Source organism: Clostridium ihumii AP5 (assembly GCF_000612845.1).
GTDB lineage: Bacteria > Bacillota > Clostridia > Clostridiales > Clostridiaceae > Clostridium_J > Clostridium_J ihumii.
On the sequence record NZ_CCAT010000008.1, the window covers coordinates 16,774 to 35,784 of the forward strand.

Here is a 19,011-nt window from a genome sequence, read left to right on the forward strand (position 1 = left end):
TTAATGGCTCACATGTTTGATGCAATTATTAGATTAAAAGATGAGTTTAGTGGAGTAATACAAAATGTAACAGAAAACATGTCTCATTTTCAGAAGCAAACTAATTATGTGGCTAGAGATACTCAAAAGGTTGGAAAAACATTAGAAAACATAGGTGGAAATTTAACTAAAAGTGTAACAATGCCATTAGTTGGTATAGGAGCAGTTGCAACAAAAATTGGTATGGATTTTGAAGAAAGTATGAGTAATGTACAGGCTTTAAGTGGGGCAAATGCACAGCAAATGGAGCAGTTAGAAAAGGCTGCGAGGGATGCAGGAGCAGCAACATCAAAAAGTGCTAAAGATTCAGCAGATGCTTTGGGATATATGGCTTTAGCAGGATGGGATGTACAAACTTCAATGGATGCACTTATGCCAACACTTAGACTGAGTGAAGCAGGCAATTTGGAACTTGGAAGAACATCAGATTTGGTAACAGATTCATATTCTTCTTTAGGATTATCTATAGAAAATATAAAAGATGTCTTGCCAGATTACTTAGATAAAGTTGCAAAAACGTCTGCAAGTTCAAATACTAATATTGATGCACTTATGGAAGGTATGATTGTTGCAGGTGGAACTTTTAATAATTTAAACGTGCCATTAGAAGAAAGTTGTGCACTTATGGGGGTTTTAGCCAATAGGGGTACTAAAGGTTCAGAAGCGGGTAATGCACTTAATTCAATAATGGTTAATTTAACTACAGGTGCAGGTCAAGCAGGAGAAGCAATGGAAACATTAAATCTTAGTGCATTTGATAGTGAAGGAAAATTTAAGGGCATGGCTAATGTGCTACTTGAATTAAAAGATAAAACTAAGGATATGACAGAAGAACAACGAAATTTAGTATTAGCTCAAATTGGAGGTAAGACGCAACTTGATACTCTTCAAAAATTATTAGCTGGTGTTGGTGAAGAATATGGAGAATTAAGTGGCAAAATAACTGATAGTAAGGGTTCATTAGAAAACATGGCTATAATAATGCAAGAGAACACAAAAGGTGCGGTGACAAGACTTAAGTCTGCTTTAGAGGAACTAGGATTAAAGATTTGGGATAATCTTAAAGAACCAATAGATAAAGCTGTAGAAGTAGTTCAAAAGTTAACAGATAAGCTTAATAGCTTAAGTCCAGAAACTCAACAAACTATAGTAAAATTTGCTATGATTGCAGCAGTAGTGGGACCTGTAATTTTAATATTTGGTAAACTTACGACAAAGATTGGTAAAACAATAAAAAGTATTAGTAATTTGTCAAAGGGAATTAAAAAAGCAGGTGGGGTTATGGCCTATCTATCTTCACCAGGACATAAAGTCGTATTGATAATGACAGCAATAGCACTAGTAGCATTACTTGTAATAAAGAACTGGGACAAAATAAGTGCTACATTTAAAAAAGTTGGAGATAATATTGCTAAATATACAAGCATAAGTGGAAAACATGTTAAATCTTTTATAAAAATCTTTGAGAATGTAATTAAAAAAGCTGTTAGCAGTATAGCAAAATCGGTAAAAAGTTTAGCTGGGAAAATACTTCCTCCACTTAAAGAAGTAATAAAAGTAATAGCTACTAGCATTAAAGAATTAATGCCTATTATAAAACCAATACTAATATTTATTGCTGGTGTTTTTGTAACTGGAATTTGTGGAGCATTTAGTATAATGGGGACAGTTATAAGTGCAGTAGTAAATGTAATAGGTGGTGTAGTAGGTGGATTATTAAAAGTTTTCCAAGGGGTCTTAAACTTTATAATTGGAGTATTTACTGGAAATTGGAAACAAGCATGGGAAGGTGTTAAACAAACTTTTACTGGTGTTATAGATATTTTAAAATCACTTTGGAGTGGACTTGTGGATTTATTAACTGCTCCAGTACAAGCATTAGTGGATATATTAGACAGTATTTTTCATGAAAAAATTGCAGGAATAAAAAATGCTTGGGATGGAATAAAGGAATGGTTAAAGCATCCAATACAAGGTACAATCTCTCTTATCAAAAATGGAGATTTAAGTGGTATTGAAGTTAATGGCAAAAATGCGTTAGGTACTTCTTACTGGGGAGGTGGTCTAAGTTTAATAGGAGAACATGGACCAGAGATATTAGAATTGCCAAAGGGAAGTGCAGTTCATGATGCAAATACAACTAAAGAGATGCTAACTTTTAAACCTAAAGTGCAGAATACAGAACAACAAAGCAAAAGCAATTTTAAAGTAGTAATAGAAAAGTTAGCAGATAAAATAATTGTTAGAGAAGACGCAGACATAGATAAAATAGCAGATGCATTAGTAAGAAAATTAGAGATACAGAGCCAAAATGTATAAAATTGAAAATGATGGAGGTGTAATATTGGAATATTGGTTAAAAAATTCAATAGAGACATTTCAATTTCCAATTAACTTTGATAACTTTGAAGTTAAATTTGGTTCACTTAACAAAACAATAAATTTGTTAAATTTTGGGGAAGTTAATATTACAGGAGAAAATAAATTAAGAGAATGGTCTGTAAGTGGTTTTTTCCCAGCACAAAAATATTCATTTTGTGATTGTGAGCCTAAAAATGATCCATACGCTTACTGTAAAATAATAGATCAAATTAAATATTCAAAAGGCATATGTAGATTTATTGCTACAGGAACAAGACTTAATAATGCTTGTACTATAGAAGAATTTAGTTATAAGGAACAAGATGGAACAGGAGATGTATATTTTACAATAAGTTTTAGAGAGCATAAGCTTGTAGGGATTAAAGGAAGAAGTGTTGTCATATGATTAGAATTTTTAATAGCTATAAAATGCAAGCACAAGAATTAACTCAGTTTTGTACTAGTATAAATATATGTGGAAGTCTTTCAGAAATTGCAAGAAAATTAGAGGCATCTATGTTTTATAAAATTTGGGATAAACATCAGATAAATAAGCAAGTTGGTGTTGGTAATTTAGTTTGGGCTACATTAGAAGGAAAAGAAATATTTCGAGGTATTGTTATAGATAGAAGTATTAATGCTAATGAGGAGTTAAATTTTACAGCCTTTGATCTTGCATATTATCTTACTAAAAATAAGGTAACTAGAAACTTTAAAAACACTACTGTAATGAGTGCAGTTCAAGATATTTGCAAAGAAGTAGGTGTAAGAGTAGATAGTTTAAGTAATAGTAACATTAAAATTAATAGATTAATAGCACAAAAAACTGTGTATGATGCAATTATGGAACTTTATACCCAAGTTTCTAAACAGACAGGCAGAAGATTTTATATCTTAATGACAGGAGTGGGATTAAACGTACCTGATATTGGAGCATTTAAGTGTGATAAGGTTATAAAACCATGTAAAGATGTATTTACTGCTGATGGAAATTTATTAAATCTAGGCTTTAAAGATAGTATGGGTAATATGATAAATAGAATTAAAGTCTATGATGATAAAAATAATTTAATAGATACTATTCAAAATGTCACCATGATAAAAAGTTATGGAGTTTTACAAGACAACTACGTAAAAGAAGAAGATAAAAACTATAAAATAGTTGCAAATAATATGATACATGATGTTGATACAGAGATTGAGTGTGAAGTGCTGGGAAATTATGAATACCTTACGGGAAGAGAAGTAACTGTACAAGTACCTTTTATATCTAAACTAGCCAATAGAAAGATGTATGTAAATGCAGATACTCATACATGGGATGTTGAAACTGGTACATTTGCAACACAGTTAACATTGAGTTTTAGTAAAGACATGGATTTAAAAGAAGAATAGGAGGATGTAAATTTGAATAATCCTTATAGCAAAATGTTAAAATTAATGCAAGGAGAAGGCTCAAAATTAAATCCACCAACTATTGAGCTAGGGATAATTGTAAGTATAGAACCATTAGTTATAAAGATAGGTGGATTACAATTAGATAAAGATAATTTATTAGTTGCGGAACATCTACTAACGCATAAAAGAATACTTAAATATACAGATAGCCAAGAATATGAGTTAGAAACAACACTTAATAATGGGAATATGGTTGTTTGCTATGCAGTTTTAGATGGACAAAAATATGTAGTTTTAGAGAAGGTGATATAATGAGTATCTTCCCAGAATTTATAGAAGAAATTCAAATAGAAAATAATGAACAATTACCAATGTTTCGAGAGTATGCCATCAATTTTAATGATGGCTCTTTTTTATATACTGAAAATGGGAAAAACATTATTTTACAAAAAAATGAAGCTATAAAAGTATGGATATGGAAAGCTCTACAAGTAAATAGAAACAAGTATCGTATATATAGTAAAAACTATGGAAATGAATTTGAAGAGTTAATTGGGAAGGGATATAGTAAAGAATTTATTGATAGTGAAATATATAGGCTTGTAGAGGAATGTTTACTTGTTAATAGATATATAAAAAGTATAGAAGGTGTAGAATCTAAATTTGAAGGAAGTAAAGTAATAGCAACTATAAAAATAAAAACTGTTTATGGGGAGGTGAAACTAGATGTATAAATTTAAACAGAGCAAAGAAGAAATACTTAAAAGGATGATTTCTAATATTGCCAATGAAGTAAATACAAGTGAAGGTACTTATACACAAGATGTTTTAAGTGCAGGTGCCTGTGAATATGAAAAAATACGAGATGATTTAGATAATATTTTAGATATAGTATTTATTCAAAATGCCTATGCAGTTGGCAATTACAATGCAGTTGAAATGCGTTGTGCAGAATCAGGTACAGATAGAAAAAAAGGGACTAAAGCAACTGGAACTGTAGATTTTAAAACTGTAGTTGGTACAGAAATACCTAAAGATTTTATTGTACAAACTAAAGGTGGATTACAATATAAAACATTAGAAGAAGTCACAACTACTACAGAAATAACAACAGTAAAGGTAGAAGCTATAGAAGTTGGAAGTAAATATAATGTAATGGCTAATACAATTGTAGAAATGCCTGTGCAGCTAGTGGGTGTATTAGAAGTAAATAATCCAAATAATTTTACAGGTGGAGTTGACAGAGAAAGTATTGATGATTTATATAGTCGCTATTTAGTTAAAAACCGAACTCCTGCAACAAGTGGAAATAAGCATCACTATTATTTGTGGGCTATGGAAACTAATGGTGTAGGTGGTGCTAGAGTGCTGCCTGAAAAGGGAAAAGTAACAGTTGTAATTATAGATGGTAATAAAAGAAAACCAACAGAAGAAATAATTAATAACTGTAAAAATCACATAAATGAAGAAAGACCAGTTTTAAGTGGACAACTTATTGTACAAGGTGCAGAGGAAGTGGCTATAAATTTAAGTGTACAGCTAGTAATAGATAGTAGTAGAAGTTTAGAAGATATTAAAACTGATATAGAAAACAATGTTAGTGAGTATATAAAATCTTTAGCATTTAAAGATAACACTATAAGATACAGTAGAATTTGTAATTGCGTATTAAATGTAACTGGTGTAAAAGACTATAGTAATTTAACTGTTAATGGTAAAACAGAAAATATAGTTGTAACTGATTTACAAGTTCCAATCTTAGGGAGTGTGGTAGCAAGTGTTTAATGTTAAAATACCGCCATTTGTTGCAGAACAGAAAGAAAACTTAGCCATTAAAAAAGCTACAGATATAGAAGATAACGAGTGTAGGGAATTTATACAGGATATAATTAACCAATGTTTCATAGATACTGCTACATGGGGACTTAAATATTGGGAAGAGGTGTACGGTATACCGACAGATATAACCAAGCCTATTGAATTTCGTAGGACAGTGGTAAAGGCAAAAATGAGAGGTGCTGCAACAACTACAAGAAGTAATTTAAAAAATGTTTGTGAATCGTTCTCCAATGGAACAGTTGAAGTAATAGAAGATGAAACAGGTAATTTTGAATTAACAATTAAATTTGTAGGTACTGTTGGAATACCACCAAACTTACAGGATTTAAAAGATGCAGTAGAAGAAAATAAACCATGTTATTTACAGATAATTTATGACTTTAAATATAATACTGTAAAAGACCTTAGAGAATTAGGACTAACTGTAAAGCAATTAGCAGACATAAATATAAAAGTTAAAGACTTAATAGAAACAAACTTATTAGAATTGAAATTTCAAATAACACAGAAAGGAAGTAGATGGAATGAGTAAAACAACGAATTATGAGTTAGAAAAATATGATGATAATACAAATTGTGATTTTAGATTTATAAATGGTAGTTTAGACAAGATAGATATAGAACTCAAAAATGTTTCTGATAAGGCAAACACTAAAGATAATATTATAAAGAATATAACTATAAGCAAAGATAATTGGACTAGAATACATTTTGGTGACCCACTTGATACATGGTATGCATATTATTATCATGATAAAGATATAAAAAAAGAGGATGTTGTAGATATAAATTTTACTAGCAGAGATACTGCACTTGGAAATACAGAGGGGATATTGCCTTGCACAAGTGCTGAAAATGGTTCGGTATGGATTTATAAAAAAACAGAATTACAAATAGATTTAACTGCAACAATGATAATACATAAGGGGGCGATATAAATGGCTTATGGTAGAGTAAATGTTGGTGGTTCTAGTGGATTGCAAATTGAAAAAATAGATATTATAAAAGGAACACTAAACAATAATGTTTTAATGGATACAATAACAGTACCTCAATATGATAAAGCAAATACAATTTTTACAATAACATCAAGAAGTGATATAAATTTTGGAGGTTTTAATAGCGATATAATGATTAAAATTAATCCAATAAATAATAATTCTATAAAATTAGAACGTAATTCTGCAACGGAAAATATTAATTATATAATTAAAATTATAAGATTAAAAAATTTTAAAAATTTATTTCAATTTGAAAACAAACTTTATTTTGGGAAAACAAACACTATAGAACTAGGCAAAAATATAGATATAAATAAATGTTTAATTTTTAAATCTTCAGCTGTAGATGAATATGATAATAAATTTAGTTCTATGCTATGTATAACAGAAGATTTAATAAAAAAAGATGATGGCACGATAAATTTAATCTTGAATAGTAGTGGATATATAAGTACAGTTTCACGTTTTGTAAAAAGTTATTATTATGTATTAGAATTAAAATAAAAAGCTGTAACATTGATAAGAAAAGAAAGGATGATGAAATTTGCTAATTATATATGATGAACAAGGAAAAATAATTACAGAGCAAACAGAAAAGCATAAAATAATTGGACAGCTTAAAGCTATGGAAGTACCCGATAATAAGGATAAAATAGTACAAGCAGTTGATGTAAGTGGAGAAATACATAAACCAATATATGTAGATGCTCCACCAATAAAGCTAGAAAAATTACAGGAACAATTTTTAAAAGTTACTCAATTGCTTACTTATAAGGATAATCAACATGATGAATCTATAAAAGGTATAAAAGTTGAGTTAGAAAAAATAAATTTATTTATAAGACAAAATTTTAAAGAGAGTGAGGTGAAATAGTATGGAATATAGCAATTTAGCATACTACAAGTTTTTTTATGATATGGGTATATATGATGATGCTATGATATATAAAGCAACTAGAAACGGTGTATTAACTAAAGAAGAGTATAAAATAATAGTTGGAAAAGATTTTGTACAATAGAAATCTAAGACGACATAAAATTAAATAATTTAAAGGAGAAGTAGGGACTAAATATTTTTAAAGAAACAATAGTATTTAATTTTGCCTATTTTCAATGAAATGTATTGAATTTTTAAAAAATTACAATTATAATTAATTTTGACAGGAGGTGTTTAAAATGGCAAAAACTTTTGAGGATTTAAATGGAAATAAAGTTAGATTACCAATTAGTAACTATGATATTCAGCTTAATTGTGATGAAGACATTGTTACTGGTGAAGTTTCAGCTTATTCAGTAATTATTGAAGGCGATGTTGAATACAGTATAGATAAGGCAACATATGAAGCTATAAAAGTACATTTAAGTAAGTAATTTTAAAGTAGCTATATTTTTAAATATAGCTACTTTAAATATATATAATAATAAAAAGATTAGGTAATTATGAGACCACTGAAAAAGTATCAATTTCTTAAAAATCACACCCTTCAAACCCGCATTATTGCGTTGTGATTTTGTTCAAAAAAGGACTTCTTCAGTGGTCTCGTAATTATAATCTTTTTGTTTTTTCATAGGAAGGTGAAAAAATGAATGATGAATTAGTACAACATCAATTAGAGGTTCTTGAAAAAAGAACTAATAATCATGGAGAAAGACTAGATAAAATTGAACAAGACAATGCAAGTCTTAAAACAGAGATAAAGAATTTATGTGAAAACTTAAAACAATTAACCATAGTAATGAAGTGGTTTATAGGATTATTAGTAGGAGCTTTTGTAAGCTTCTTTTTTTATGCGATTCAATCAGGATTATTTAGATAGGAGGTGTTATAAATGGAATTTTTAAAAAATTTACTTCAAATAAAAAAGATAATTGCATTGCTAACTACTATAGTATTTTGCTTTTTATCAATTAAAGGTTTAATAAGCAGCACAGAATTTCTTTCTGTGTTTACACTAATAATAGGATTTTACTTTGGACAAAGTTCAGCTAGACAAGCTATTAAAGAAAACAATAGGGAGGAATAATTAATGAAAATAGGAATAGATTGTGGTCATACAAAATATGCAGGTTCAAGTGATTATGGTGCAGTAGGTGTTAGAACAGAAAGTGATTTAACTAGAGAAGTTGGTAATTTAGTAATATCTAAGCTTAAACAATTAGGTCATACAGTTATTAATTGTACAGTAGATACTTGTTCAAGTTTAGGAGATAGTTTAGGAAGAAGAGTATCAGTAGCAAATAGTAATAATTTAGATTTTTATGTATCAATTCACTTTAATTGTTTTAATACTCAAGCTTATGGAACAGAGGTATTCACTTATGGGGGGAAGAGTTATAAACAAGCAAATGATATTTTAAATAACTTAGTTGCATTAGGATTTAGAAATCGTGGGATAAAAGATGGTTCAGAATTATATGTAATCAATAGTACAAATTGCGAAAGTATGCTTGTAGAAGTATGTTTTTGTGATAATCAATCAGATATGAAAATATATAATGCTGAAAAAGTAGCTAATGCAATAGTAAAAGGATTAACTGGTCAAACAGTAAATAATGAGGTGAAAGTAGATATGAAAATAATAGTACTTTATTTCGGCGATATGGATGCAAATGCTGCTATATATGTAGCACAAAAAAATCAATGTCCAATGATGAAGAAAAGTGATTTTGAGGTTAGTGGGTTAAAGGCTGAAAAGATAATTCAAATAGGTGGCAGACCAGGAACTAATAGGGATGATAGTTTAAAAGATGCTGCAAGTTTAGTGTAATTTTTATTAAATAATATATTAAATGGGAATTAAAAGATACAATATGGTAAATATGCTAGAATAATTTTGAGAATTTTATGGTAAAGGTTGTATTAATAATTTAAAAACAGTAAAATTAAGAAGAAAACACCATAAATTAAAAGATTATTTAAAGATATTCTATTAAATTTTTTGTACTAGATGACAGCTTAATAGAATATAAGTATGATGGAGGATATATGGAAAAAATTATAAGCATTTTATATTCTAGCATTTATCATATTGATAATGATATTAAACAGGTTTTTGAAAAAAAATTAGGCGAGAATGATGTGAAAAACTATGTTTCTCAGGTTATAAGTGATCTTATGGTAATATCTAATACAAGAAAGTGTGAATTTAAAAAAGATGCTAAATTAATATTTTTTATAGACGATATTACTAAAAATTATGATGAAGCTGCTATAACTATTGAAGATAAAGAAATTTTAAGACAAAATGATAATAAGAGAAAAATAGCAGAGCAATTACTTAATGCTGAAATAAAGGCTAAGAAACATGAAGAAAATTTAAAAATGAAAATTACAAAAGGAAGTCTATTACAAGCTTTAGTAGAGACGGAATCAGGTTATTGCTTTATATTATCTAAAATAGAACATGAGCCATATATAGATAATGAAGAAATGAAAAAACGTTATGGATTACCATATAAGAAAATAACATTAAAGTGCTGCACTATTGATATGAATGAGAATTTTGACATTGTAGAAATAAAAGTCAGCGATACTGCATCATCTATAGCAAAGTATTGGCGTGAAGATTTTTTAGAAGTAAATACATTAATAAATAATACAGACAATACCAAAACTATGTATTCATCAGTAAATAAAGTGTTAAGAAGATATTTAAAAGCAAAATCGCCAAAAGACTTTAATTTTATGCAACAAAAGGTTAATCATTATATTGCATCTAATCCAGAATATAAGCATTCAGAAATGATAGACTATTTAATGGGAACCTTTTCACCAGATGAAAGATTAGATATAGATAAAACACAAATGATTAAAGAACTTAAGAATATACCTGAAAAATATTCTATTGATTCTCAATTTGAGATTGACTTAAAAAGTGTTCAAAAAGGATTAAAACAACAAGTAACAGTTAGTGATGGAATTGATTTATCCTATGAAGGAAACCCAGATGAATTAAAAAAGAAAATAAAAGGTGTAATGGAAAATGGATTTAAAGTACTTAAAATATTAGGAGTAAATCAAGATGTATATAACTTATTTAAGGAATAGGAGGGAATAAGATGTATCAAAAGTTGCTTGAAATAGTTAACGATAACAATCCAATAATAAAGATAAGTGAAAATTTGATTGAATTTGTAGTTGAAGTGACTTTTAATGATATATCTAATAAAGATTCTAATTTTTATAAATCAATATTAAAGTCTTTTGATTATGGAGATAAAGTAAATATTGATATTAGTTCAGAATTTTCAAGCAAAGCTATACTAAGATATGATACTGATGTAGATGAGTTTTTGAAAAAGTTAGATGATGAAATTATAAAATCAAAAGATGATGACGAAAAGTATATATTAAATGTGACAATCTCTAGAAATGAAAGTAATGAAATTTTTAATATATATAACTTAGATAGTTTTATGAATTACATGAATACTTTATCAATCCTTGAACAATTTAAATTTTTTGAAAAAAACAGGGAAGGTGGAGTATGTAAATTTAGATTAGTGAATATAGAAGATGAATTGATTACAAATACATTTATATTCTCGAATAAATTAGAAAATAATACAAAATCATACAAAGTTATAGAAAGAGAAGAGATTTTAGAAAAGAGAAATCTTAATAGTTCTGTGATATGTGGGGAAAAGTTAAGCTTTATTCCAGAAGATTTTAAAATAATTATAATGAGTAAAAATAAATTACTGAATAATTTAATAAGAAAATTAGAATTAATTAGTTCTATTGTATTTATAAGTAATGTATCTGTTTTTAAAGATGTTAATGAACTTAATTGTCGTATAATTGGATATAAAACATTAAGTATAGTTATAGATAAAGATAAACATATAGATGATAGTGTAATTAATCAACTTTATAATATATATAGTTGGGTATACTCAAGCCCCAATATAAGTGATAAAATAGGTCTTTCAAGGAATATTTTATCATTAGGATTGAATGAAAATCTTGATGCAGTAAGTAATGACTTATATGAATCTATAAATACTGCTCATGAAATATATTTACAAGAAAACATAAAGGAATATTTAGGCGTAAAAGCTAAAGTTACAGAATTTATTTTCGATTTAACACAGAAAACAAGCGAACTAGCAAGTGGAATATGCAAAGCATTATTTAATAACATAATTACTGTTATAACATTTTTTGCAACTATAGTTATAATGAATTCATTTAGTGAGAACAGATTGGAAAATATATTTACTAAAGATATAACGTACATATCTTTAGCTCTTTGGATAGGATCAATAGTATATATGATTATTTCTACATTGGAAATATTATTTGAATTTAAAAGATATAAGCAAGTTTATTACAGAGTAAAAAATAGTTATGATGATGTCTTAAACTCTCAGGATATAGATAAAGTATTCAAAAACGATATATATTTAAATGAAGATAGAATTTATGTAATAAAAAAATCTATAGTATATTTGATTTTTTGGGTAGCAGTACTTGCAATTATGATTATATTATTATATAAATTAGGATATAATAATATAAAATCCATAATAATGAATCTAATGTGTATTCAGAATATGGTATAATAAAAAATTAATGAATATATTGCACTTAAAAAGTAATTTAAATATATAATAAGTATTTAGGTTGCTTTTTTATTTGCATGAAATTAATTCTCATTATGATTTAAAAGATGAAAAAATACCGTAACTTCATTTCTGAATAATACGGTATTGTAAGAAATTATTTACTACAACTTATATTAAATCTATTTACTAAATTTTTAGCATTTCTGTTTAAATATATTTTTCCAGATAGTAATATCATTCTATTATATTGATATCTAAATATTTTTTAAAGTTATCACTATTTATAAAATCTCCATAATCACCATTCAATTTTTTTATTTCACTTTTATATTCATCATAATCCATTCCGTTATTATTTAGCTCATTTAAAAAAATTAAATGTTCATTTAAAATATCATTTATATTCTTAGATATATTTTGATCAAAAAGCATTGATGATTCCCTGTAAAGAGATAATATTTTATAATTTAAATCAGCAAACTCTTCCATACCACGTTGTGGATCTTTCTTAATCATTGAAGTATCCTTTTGTAAATCCTTCAACTTTTCATAAAATTCAAATCTATATTGATATTGAACTAATTTATTTGCGTTTGCAGCTATATTAGCTTGTTTGTTGTAAGTTATGTATTGTCCAATACTCACTACAATCAATGAAAAAGAAAAAATCAATGATAATGCAATATTAACTGTTTCTATATTCATTTGTTTCTTCTCCTTTTTATTATCTTTAATAGTTTGTTCTGTTTCTGTGTCCTTTTGAAAATTACTGTTTATTATTGGTGATCTAACTATGTTAACATCATTTTCTTTAGTTTCAATATCTATTTTATTAAGACTTTCTGATTTATACTCCTTAACTTGTTCGTTGTTAATTTTATCACCATTCCTTATAAATTTTTTTGACTTTTCTATACTTTTCATACATCTCTTCTCCCTTACAAGTTCCTGTTTATTTGTATATCTAATACAAATAATTTTTACTTAAGATTATCTTTTTAACAATTATAACATATTTTGTAAATAATACACTATTCAATTTTCAAAGAACATTATTCATATTTTGAATTTCAATATTTATGCCACTTGATAAATATGATGTGAATAAAGTATATAGAAAAAGAAATAATAAACTTTTATAATAAAATTAAGTCGCATTAGCTAATTAATCCTAGGTATTTAACCTAGGATTAGTTTTTTGTGTATAAATAGGAATGCTATAAAAAATAGACCTATAAGAATACAAATATCTATTCTAATATAACTATTATGTTTCAAATTTTAAAATCCTTTTTATTTAGATGCTATATAATTATAGGTATTTTATAAGTACTTTCTTGTATAATTAATCTTAAATTGTTAAAATATAGTGAGTACTTGTTAAGGGGAGAATTTAAAATGAGAAAAAATTTTTTGAAAGCAATTATAATATGTTTTATTGGAGGAAGTTTGCTTGTTGGATGTGGAAATAATAATGTTAAACAGAATAAGAATGGTGAATCAAATAATATAAAGTCAGAACAAAGTGAGAATATAGAGAAGAGCGATAATAAAATTACTTTGAAGTTTGGTGAATTAGTAAATACAACAATTAATAATGATACTGTTGTCATAAAAACAAAAATTAAACCATCTATGAATAATAGATCAACTATACAACAAAATGGTTTTAACATAGAAGATTTAGTATTAAATCAAGGAATGGATGCTTATAATGAAATACAATATTGGGCAGTCGCAGACATGGAAGATGGTTCTGAAGCCAAAGTTGTTTCATTTACAATAGACAAAGCTCTTATAGAATCTATAAAATCTAAAAGTGTTGTAGGTAATCAAATTATATCACAAGCGAAAGATTTATGGGTATTACCAAGTCTGAAGAATTAATCAAATTTATATAAAGGTGACAAATTCTAATTTGTCACCTAATTGCCACCTGTACATATTTTCTTAGATGTATTCTAATATGCTCTAATATATTGAATTATAATTTTCATTCTTTAGTATAGGGTTAATAAGTTATCATAATCTATTCAAATATTCCCTAAAAAATGATATTTTATATTAGTGAATACACACACCACACGTGGAAACGGTTGTGAAGATATCAAAGAAATAGCCTGGTATCAAAGGCTTTGAAAGATTTTAAGTAGATATTGACGTGTGTTTTATGTTCCCTCGGACTACGGTTTGAGGGGATTTTTGGGTTAGGGGGTTGTACAAATACGCAGAGTTGAGAGGTTTTGCGTATTTGTTTATGTTGATAGAGGAAAACGCCCACTCACTTTCGCTACGTGGAAACGGTAAGTTTGCTACCAAGGATATAATAATCATTTTGCAAAAGGAATAGAATAATGTATAATTATAGTTGATTAAAACCTCGAAATGGGTATTCAAAATTCTTGAATTATATAGAAAAATATGGGTTAAAGTGAGGCCACTGAAAAAGTATCGTTTTTTCTAAAATTACACCTTGTAAACCGCATGATTTCGTTGTGTTTTTTCAAAAAAATTGACTCTTTCAGTGGCCTCGTTAAAGTCTATCTTTTTACTTAATACAAAATGCTGTTTGGTTAGACCAACAATAGGGTAGAATTAAGGATATAAACAGAAATGGGGCACCTTACTAATCTAAAATATTAAAAGAAATTAGATGATATAAGTGTTAAAATAAACAGTTAGTGTATATAAAGATTTTAGAAAAAGAGGAGGATATTTTGATTACTATTGATAATTTAAAAGAAATGTTACAAACTATAGGTTTTAATAATGCAGTGAACAGGGAGATGTATATTTATCATTTTGATATACAAAACTGTGATGTGAAGGTTGATTTTAAAAATAAAAAAATAATCTATCCAGAAGGGCTTGTGGCAGAACGGGATACAACACTTAACTTTTCTGCGCCTGAAAACTTTGTTGTTCTAGAGTGTATTGTTAGATTGTTGAAAAAAGGATATTCACCTGATTGTATTTTGCTTGAAAAAGGAGCTGTCGGTGGGCATGGTCTTTCAACTTCGTACCTGGATATTTTGGTAAATGATAAAAACGGGGATCCATATCTATTAATTGAATGCAAGACTGCTGGAAAAGAGTTTGATGATGCATGGGCAAAAATGATTAAAGATGGTGGCCAGTTGTTTAATTATTTCAACTCATTTCAGAAAGCACAGTTTCTTTGTCTATACACCGTTGATTTAAAAGATGGTAATCTTTTTCCAGCATCTAATTTAGTCACTCTTAAAGATAATGATGAATTTTTAAAATCAAATAAGAAATTGAGAGGTTTTAGAGATCTTCAGAGAGATGCAACGAAATTTGATTATTTTGAAATATGGAAAAACACTTATGGTCAGGACTATAGCACACAAGGATTATTTGAAGATGATGTGCCTGTTTATGATATTGGAAAAAAGAAATTCACTGTAAATACTCTACAGGAAGTAGATAATGATACAATTCAAAAGAAATATCATAAGTTTGCAACAACTTTAAGAAAATATAATGTATCTGGACGTGAAAATGCTTTTGATAAGCTAGTAAATCTATTTCTTGCAAAAATTGTGGATGAAACACAGCATCCGAATGAACTTGAATTCTATTGGCGTGGAGCAGCCTATGATGATTATTTCCAATTTCAAGACCGTTTACAAAGAATGTATAAAGATGGTATGCAAAAGTTTTTAAGTGAAGACGTAACATATATAGACCAGAAAACAATCAGTGATGCATTTAAGTTTTTTAAGAATGATCCAGATGCTACACGTGACAAAATCCTTGATTACTTCCGACAATTGAAATTTTTTACCAATAATGATTTTGCTTTTTTAGATGTACACAATGAGCAACTTTTTAATCAAAATGTAGTTATTTTAAAAGAGGTTGTACAGATGTTACAAGATATCAAGTTGAAAACTGATGAGCAAAATCAATTTTTGGGAGATTTTTTTGAAGGATTTCTTGATCAGGGAATAAAACAGAGTGAAGGACAATTTTTTACGCCTTTACCAATAGTACGTTTTCTTGTATCGGCGCTTCCTCTTGCAAAGATAATTGAGAGTAGTGATGAAATTCCGAAAGTAATAGATTATGCTTGTGGTGCAGGACATTTTTTAAATGAATATGCAAATCAAATAAAAACATTAGTGAAAAAGCAAAAGGCTATTCCCGTTAAAGAATATTATGCTGCTATCACAGGTGTTGAAAAAGAATATCGTCTTTCAAAGGTGGCAAAAGTATCTGCTTTTATGTATGGCGAAGATGATATACAAATTATTTATGGTGATTCGCTTGCTCATAACGAAAGAATTAAAAATGGCACATTCTCTATTTTAGTGGCAAATCCTCCGTATAGTGTAAAAGGATTTCTTGAAACTTTAACAGAAGAAGAACGTGAAAGATATGAACTATTTAGCACAGACATGGATATCACTACAAATAATAGTATTGAAACATTTTTCGTAGAGCGTGCTTGCCAGTTGTTAAAAGCTAATGGTGTGGCAGCTATCATTTTACCTAGCTCTATTTTAAGTAATGGGAATATATATATTCGTTGTCGAGAAATTATATTAAAATATTTTGATATTATCGCAATAAGTGAGTTTGGAAGGGGCACATTTGGTAAGACGGGTACAAACACTGTAACATTATTTTTGCGCCGAAAAAGCAACAATCCAGATATCGCCGAACATTATAAAAACCGCGTTGAATGTTGGTTTAATGACAATAATAACAAAAATGAAGTATTCGATGATGAAGGTCTTATTGACAATTACTGCTTACATGTAGGTTTTGATTCGGCTCAATATCGTACACTCATGCAAAAAAATCCTAGTGAGGAATTAATGGCTACAGAGATATTTTTAGAATACAAAAAGGCTCTGTTTGTTGATACAAAAATGAAAATTGATGGGTTAGAAAAAGCAAAAAAAATACGTCAGCAGTATAAGAAGCGTATTAATACTAAAACATTTAAAAAGTTAGATAAAGGACAACAGGAACAAGAAAAAAATAAATTCCTGCTAGATTTTTGTATTGAAATAGAAAAAGAAAAACTTTATTATTATCTCTTAGCACTTGCTAATGAAACATATGTTCTGATAAGTAAAAGCCCGTCCAAAAATTCAGACATTAAGAAATTTCTTGGTTATGAATGGTGTGGTGCAAAGGGGAATGAAGGCATAAAATATATAGGTTCATTTAAACAAGAGGTTCAAGAGGGCGAAGGAGTAGATGAAGTACAAGAAACAGTAGACCGTTTAAGAGGGATAAAATCAATAGATACCCCTTTGTTTAATCCTACTAACCTTGAGGATGATAATAAGATTAACACGATGATTCGTAAGAACTTTAATGGCGAAGATGTTGTTATTCCTGAATCACTTATGAATTATGTTAAATGTTATCGGTTAGTGGATATGATTGACTTCTCAAGAACAACATTTGATAAGACTATTCGCACAACGGCAGTGAGAAATGTTGATATAAAGAGCAAATATAAATCAGTGAAGTTAGGGTATTGTGTAGAAACTATAGGTGGACTTTGGACGGGTAAGAAGCCTCCATTTAGGACTGTAAATGTCATCAGAAATACAAATTTCACAATGAAAGGTGAATTGAATCTTGATGATGTTGCCGTGATTGAGGTTGAAGAAAATGCCTTTTTAAAAAGAAAATTAGAAAAAGGGGATATTATAATAGAAAAATCCGGGGGGAGTCAAAATCAAGCAGTTGGTCGAGTTGTTTTTTTTGAGGAAGAAACAGGAGATTATTCATTTTCAAATTTTACTGCTCGGTTAAGGACTATAGATAAAGAGGTAATTCCAAAATACTTATATTTAGTGCTTAATGATATTTATCAATCAGGAGCAACTTTTGGGTATCAAAATGGTTCAAGTGGATTAAAGAATCTTGATATAGAGAGATATTTGACAATTCCAATTCCAATTCCACCTCTCTCAATTCAGAAGCAGATAGTAACCGAGTTTGAAAAATTGGAAGAGGAAGAAACTCGTACAAAGGGAGTAATTGAGTCTATTGACAATAGAATAACTGATAAGATTGGTCAAATTTCTGGAGAAGAAGCAAAACTAAGCTACCTCGCTGAATTTAAAAATGGTTTAAATTATAGTAGGAGCAATCAAGGAGAAGAAATAAAAATTATAGGTGTTGGGGATTTTAAAGATAATAAAATACCAGATTGGAATTCTGTTGGTATGGTTACTCTTGATGGTAATATATCCACTGATTATTTGCTTCATGAAGGAGACTTATTGGTAGTCAGATCCAATGGTTCGGCAAATCTTGTTGGGCGTTTTTTGTTAATAGATAAAGAACCTGAGGAAAATACTTCATATTCTGGGTTTACCATTCGGATAAGACCTGATAAAAAAATGGTTGATAGTAAATATTTGTATTATTGCCTTGTGGCGCCGTCTGTTCGTAAGAGATTGACAGGAGGAAGCAATGGTACAAATATAAAAAATGTAAATCAAAATTTATTGGGCACAATTAGGGTTCCTCTTCCATCACTTTCTGTTCAGCAAGAAATTGTCGTAGAGATAGAAAAGTATGAGAATGAGTTAGTAAATCTCAAGGCAAAATTGGATAATTATGCGACTCAGAAGAAATCTATATTGAAAAAATATCTTGTTTAAATGTAAGCGTAAAAAATTAAGTACCTAGATAGCATATCTAGGTACTTAATTTTTTACGCTTACATTTAGAGTAGTGGATTTATTGAGATAAAAACTGATGTAAAAGAAAATGCCTACCCAGCCAATATTTATATCTGGGTAGGCTTATT

General features: G+C 28.4%; 20 protein-coding genes. 19 read left to right on the forward strand and 1 reads right to left on the reverse strand.

What is annotated here, in order from left to right:
* Window positions 1–3 precede the first annotated feature (3 nt).
* The 17 genes from BN346_RS20335 (at window position 4) to BN346_RS02060 (ending at window position 12,203) form a co-directional block, all read left to right on the forward strand.
* Window positions 4–2,358: a phage tail tape measure protein gene (locus BN346_RS20335; RefSeq protein ID WP_051539880.1), complete on the forward strand. Its 2,355-nt coding sequence runs from the start codon at window positions 4–6 to the stop codon at window positions 2,356–2,358.
* Complete coding sequence (locus BN346_RS01990; RefSeq protein WP_034438827.1) at window positions 2,351–2,806, forward strand: phage baseplate protein; 456 nt, start codon at window positions 2,351–2,353, stop codon at window positions 2,804–2,806. Before BN346_RS20335 ends, BN346_RS01990 begins: the two co-directional genes overlap by 8 nt.
* Window positions 2,803–3,795 (forward strand): XkdQ/YqbQ family protein, encoded by a 993-nt coding sequence (locus BN346_RS01995; RefSeq protein WP_034438828.1) that lies wholly within the window; start codon window positions 2,803–2,805, stop codon window positions 3,793–3,795. The genes BN346_RS01990 and BN346_RS01995 overlap by 4 nt, the downstream gene beginning before the upstream one ends.
* A gap of 12 nt (window positions 3,796–3,807) precedes the next feature.
* A complete protein-coding gene (locus BN346_RS02000; protein ID WP_034438830.1) occupies window positions 3,808–4,110 on the forward strand; it encodes a DUF2577 domain-containing protein in 303 nt (100 codons plus the stop codon).
* On the forward strand, window positions 4,110–4,532 hold the full coding sequence (locus BN346_RS02005; RefSeq protein WP_051539884.1) for a DUF2634 domain-containing protein: 423 nt from the start codon (window positions 4,110–4,112) through the stop codon (window positions 4,530–4,532). The genes BN346_RS02000 and BN346_RS02005 overlap by 1 nt, the downstream gene beginning before the upstream one ends.
* Window positions 4,525–5,583 carry a baseplate J/gp47 family protein gene (locus BN346_RS02010; protein WP_034438832.1) on the forward strand — a complete coding sequence of 353 codons (1,059 nt, stop codon included), beginning with the start codon at window positions 4,525–4,527 and terminating at the stop codon, window positions 5,581–5,583. The genes BN346_RS02005 and BN346_RS02010 overlap by 8 nt, the downstream gene beginning before the upstream one ends.
* Window positions 5,576–6,169 carry a putative phage tail protein gene (locus BN346_RS20340; RefSeq protein WP_051539887.1) on the forward strand — a complete coding sequence of 198 codons (594 nt, stop codon included), beginning with the start codon at window positions 5,576–5,578 and terminating at the stop codon, window positions 6,167–6,169. The genes BN346_RS02010 and BN346_RS20340 overlap by 8 nt, the downstream gene beginning before the upstream one ends.
* Window positions 6,162–6,575: a hypothetical protein gene (locus BN346_RS02020; RefSeq protein ID WP_034438834.1), complete on the forward strand. Its 414-nt coding sequence runs from the start codon at window positions 6,162–6,164 to the stop codon at window positions 6,573–6,575. The genes BN346_RS20340 and BN346_RS02020 overlap by 8 nt, the downstream gene beginning before the upstream one ends.
* The gene (locus tag BN346_RS02025; protein ID WP_034438836.1) at window positions 6,576–7,142 is read left to right on the forward strand and encodes a hypothetical protein; all 567 of its coding nucleotides are present in this window, start codon (window positions 6,576–6,578) and stop codon (window positions 7,140–7,142) included.
* 40 nt (window positions 7,143–7,182) lie between these two features.
* Window positions 7,183–7,512: a hypothetical protein gene (locus BN346_RS02030; RefSeq protein WP_034438838.1), complete on the forward strand. Its 330-nt coding sequence runs from the start codon at window positions 7,183–7,185 to the stop codon at window positions 7,510–7,512.
* A 1-nt stretch (window position 7,513) separates the two neighbouring features.
* Window positions 7,514–7,657, forward strand: coding sequence for an XkdX family protein (locus tag BN346_RS20830; protein ID WP_081770892.1), 144 nt, complete (start codon window positions 7,514–7,516; stop codon window positions 7,655–7,657).
* Between the two features lie 157 nt (window positions 7,658–7,814).
* Window positions 7,815–8,009 carry a hypothetical protein gene (locus BN346_RS02035; protein WP_034438840.1) on the forward strand — a complete coding sequence of 65 codons (195 nt, stop codon included), beginning with the start codon at window positions 7,815–7,817 and terminating at the stop codon, window positions 8,007–8,009.
* Between the two features lie 212 nt (window positions 8,010–8,221).
* Window positions 8,222–8,455 carry a hemolysin XhlA family protein gene (locus tag BN346_RS02040; protein WP_034438842.1) on the forward strand — a complete coding sequence of 78 codons (234 nt, stop codon included), beginning with the start codon at window positions 8,222–8,224 and terminating at the stop codon, window positions 8,453–8,455.
* Between the two features lie 12 nt (window positions 8,456–8,467).
* Window positions 8,468–8,662 (forward strand): hypothetical protein, encoded by a 195-nt coding sequence (locus tag BN346_RS02045; protein WP_034438169.1) that lies wholly within the window; start codon window positions 8,468–8,470, stop codon window positions 8,660–8,662.
* A gap of 3 nt (window positions 8,663–8,665) precedes the next feature.
* Entirely contained in the window at window positions 8,666–9,406 is a 741-nt protein-coding gene (locus tag BN346_RS02050) for an N-acetylmuramoyl-L-alanine amidase (protein ID WP_051539891.1), read from the forward strand.
* A 218-nt stretch (window positions 9,407–9,624) separates the two neighbouring features.
* Window positions 9,625–10,686 carry a nucleoid-associated protein gene (locus BN346_RS02055; protein ID WP_034438844.1) on the forward strand — a complete coding sequence of 354 codons (1,062 nt, stop codon included), beginning with the start codon at window positions 9,625–9,627 and terminating at the stop codon, window positions 10,684–10,686.
* Window positions 10,687–10,697: 11 nt separating this feature from the next.
* Window positions 10,698–12,203 carry a hypothetical protein gene (locus BN346_RS02060; protein ID WP_034438846.1) on the forward strand — a complete coding sequence of 502 codons (1,506 nt, stop codon included), beginning with the start codon at window positions 10,698–10,700 and terminating at the stop codon, window positions 12,201–12,203.
* 237 nt (window positions 12,204–12,440) lie between these two features.
* Here BN346_RS02060 and BN346_RS02065 read toward each other — a convergent pair whose 3' ends face one another.
* Window positions 12,441–13,130 (reverse strand): hypothetical protein, encoded by a 690-nt coding sequence (locus BN346_RS02065; RefSeq protein ID WP_034438848.1) that lies wholly within the window; start codon window positions 13,128–13,130, stop codon window positions 12,441–12,443.
* A gap of 474 nt (window positions 13,131–13,604) precedes the next feature.
* Between BN346_RS02065 and BN346_RS02070 the strand changes: the two genes are divergently transcribed.
* Together BN346_RS02070 and BN346_RS02075 are read left to right on the forward strand one after the other, a co-directional pair.
* Window positions 13,605–14,093, forward strand: a complete 489-nt coding sequence (locus BN346_RS02070; RefSeq protein ID WP_034438850.1) for a hypothetical protein — start codon at window positions 13,605–13,607, stop codon at window positions 14,091–14,093.
* Between the two features lie 830 nt (window positions 14,094–14,923).
* Window positions 14,924–18,862: an N-6 DNA methylase gene (locus BN346_RS02075; protein ID WP_034438852.1), complete on the forward strand. Its 3,939-nt coding sequence runs from the start codon at window positions 14,924–14,926 to the stop codon at window positions 18,860–18,862.
* The last annotated feature ends 149 nt before the right edge of the window (window positions 18,863–19,011 follow it).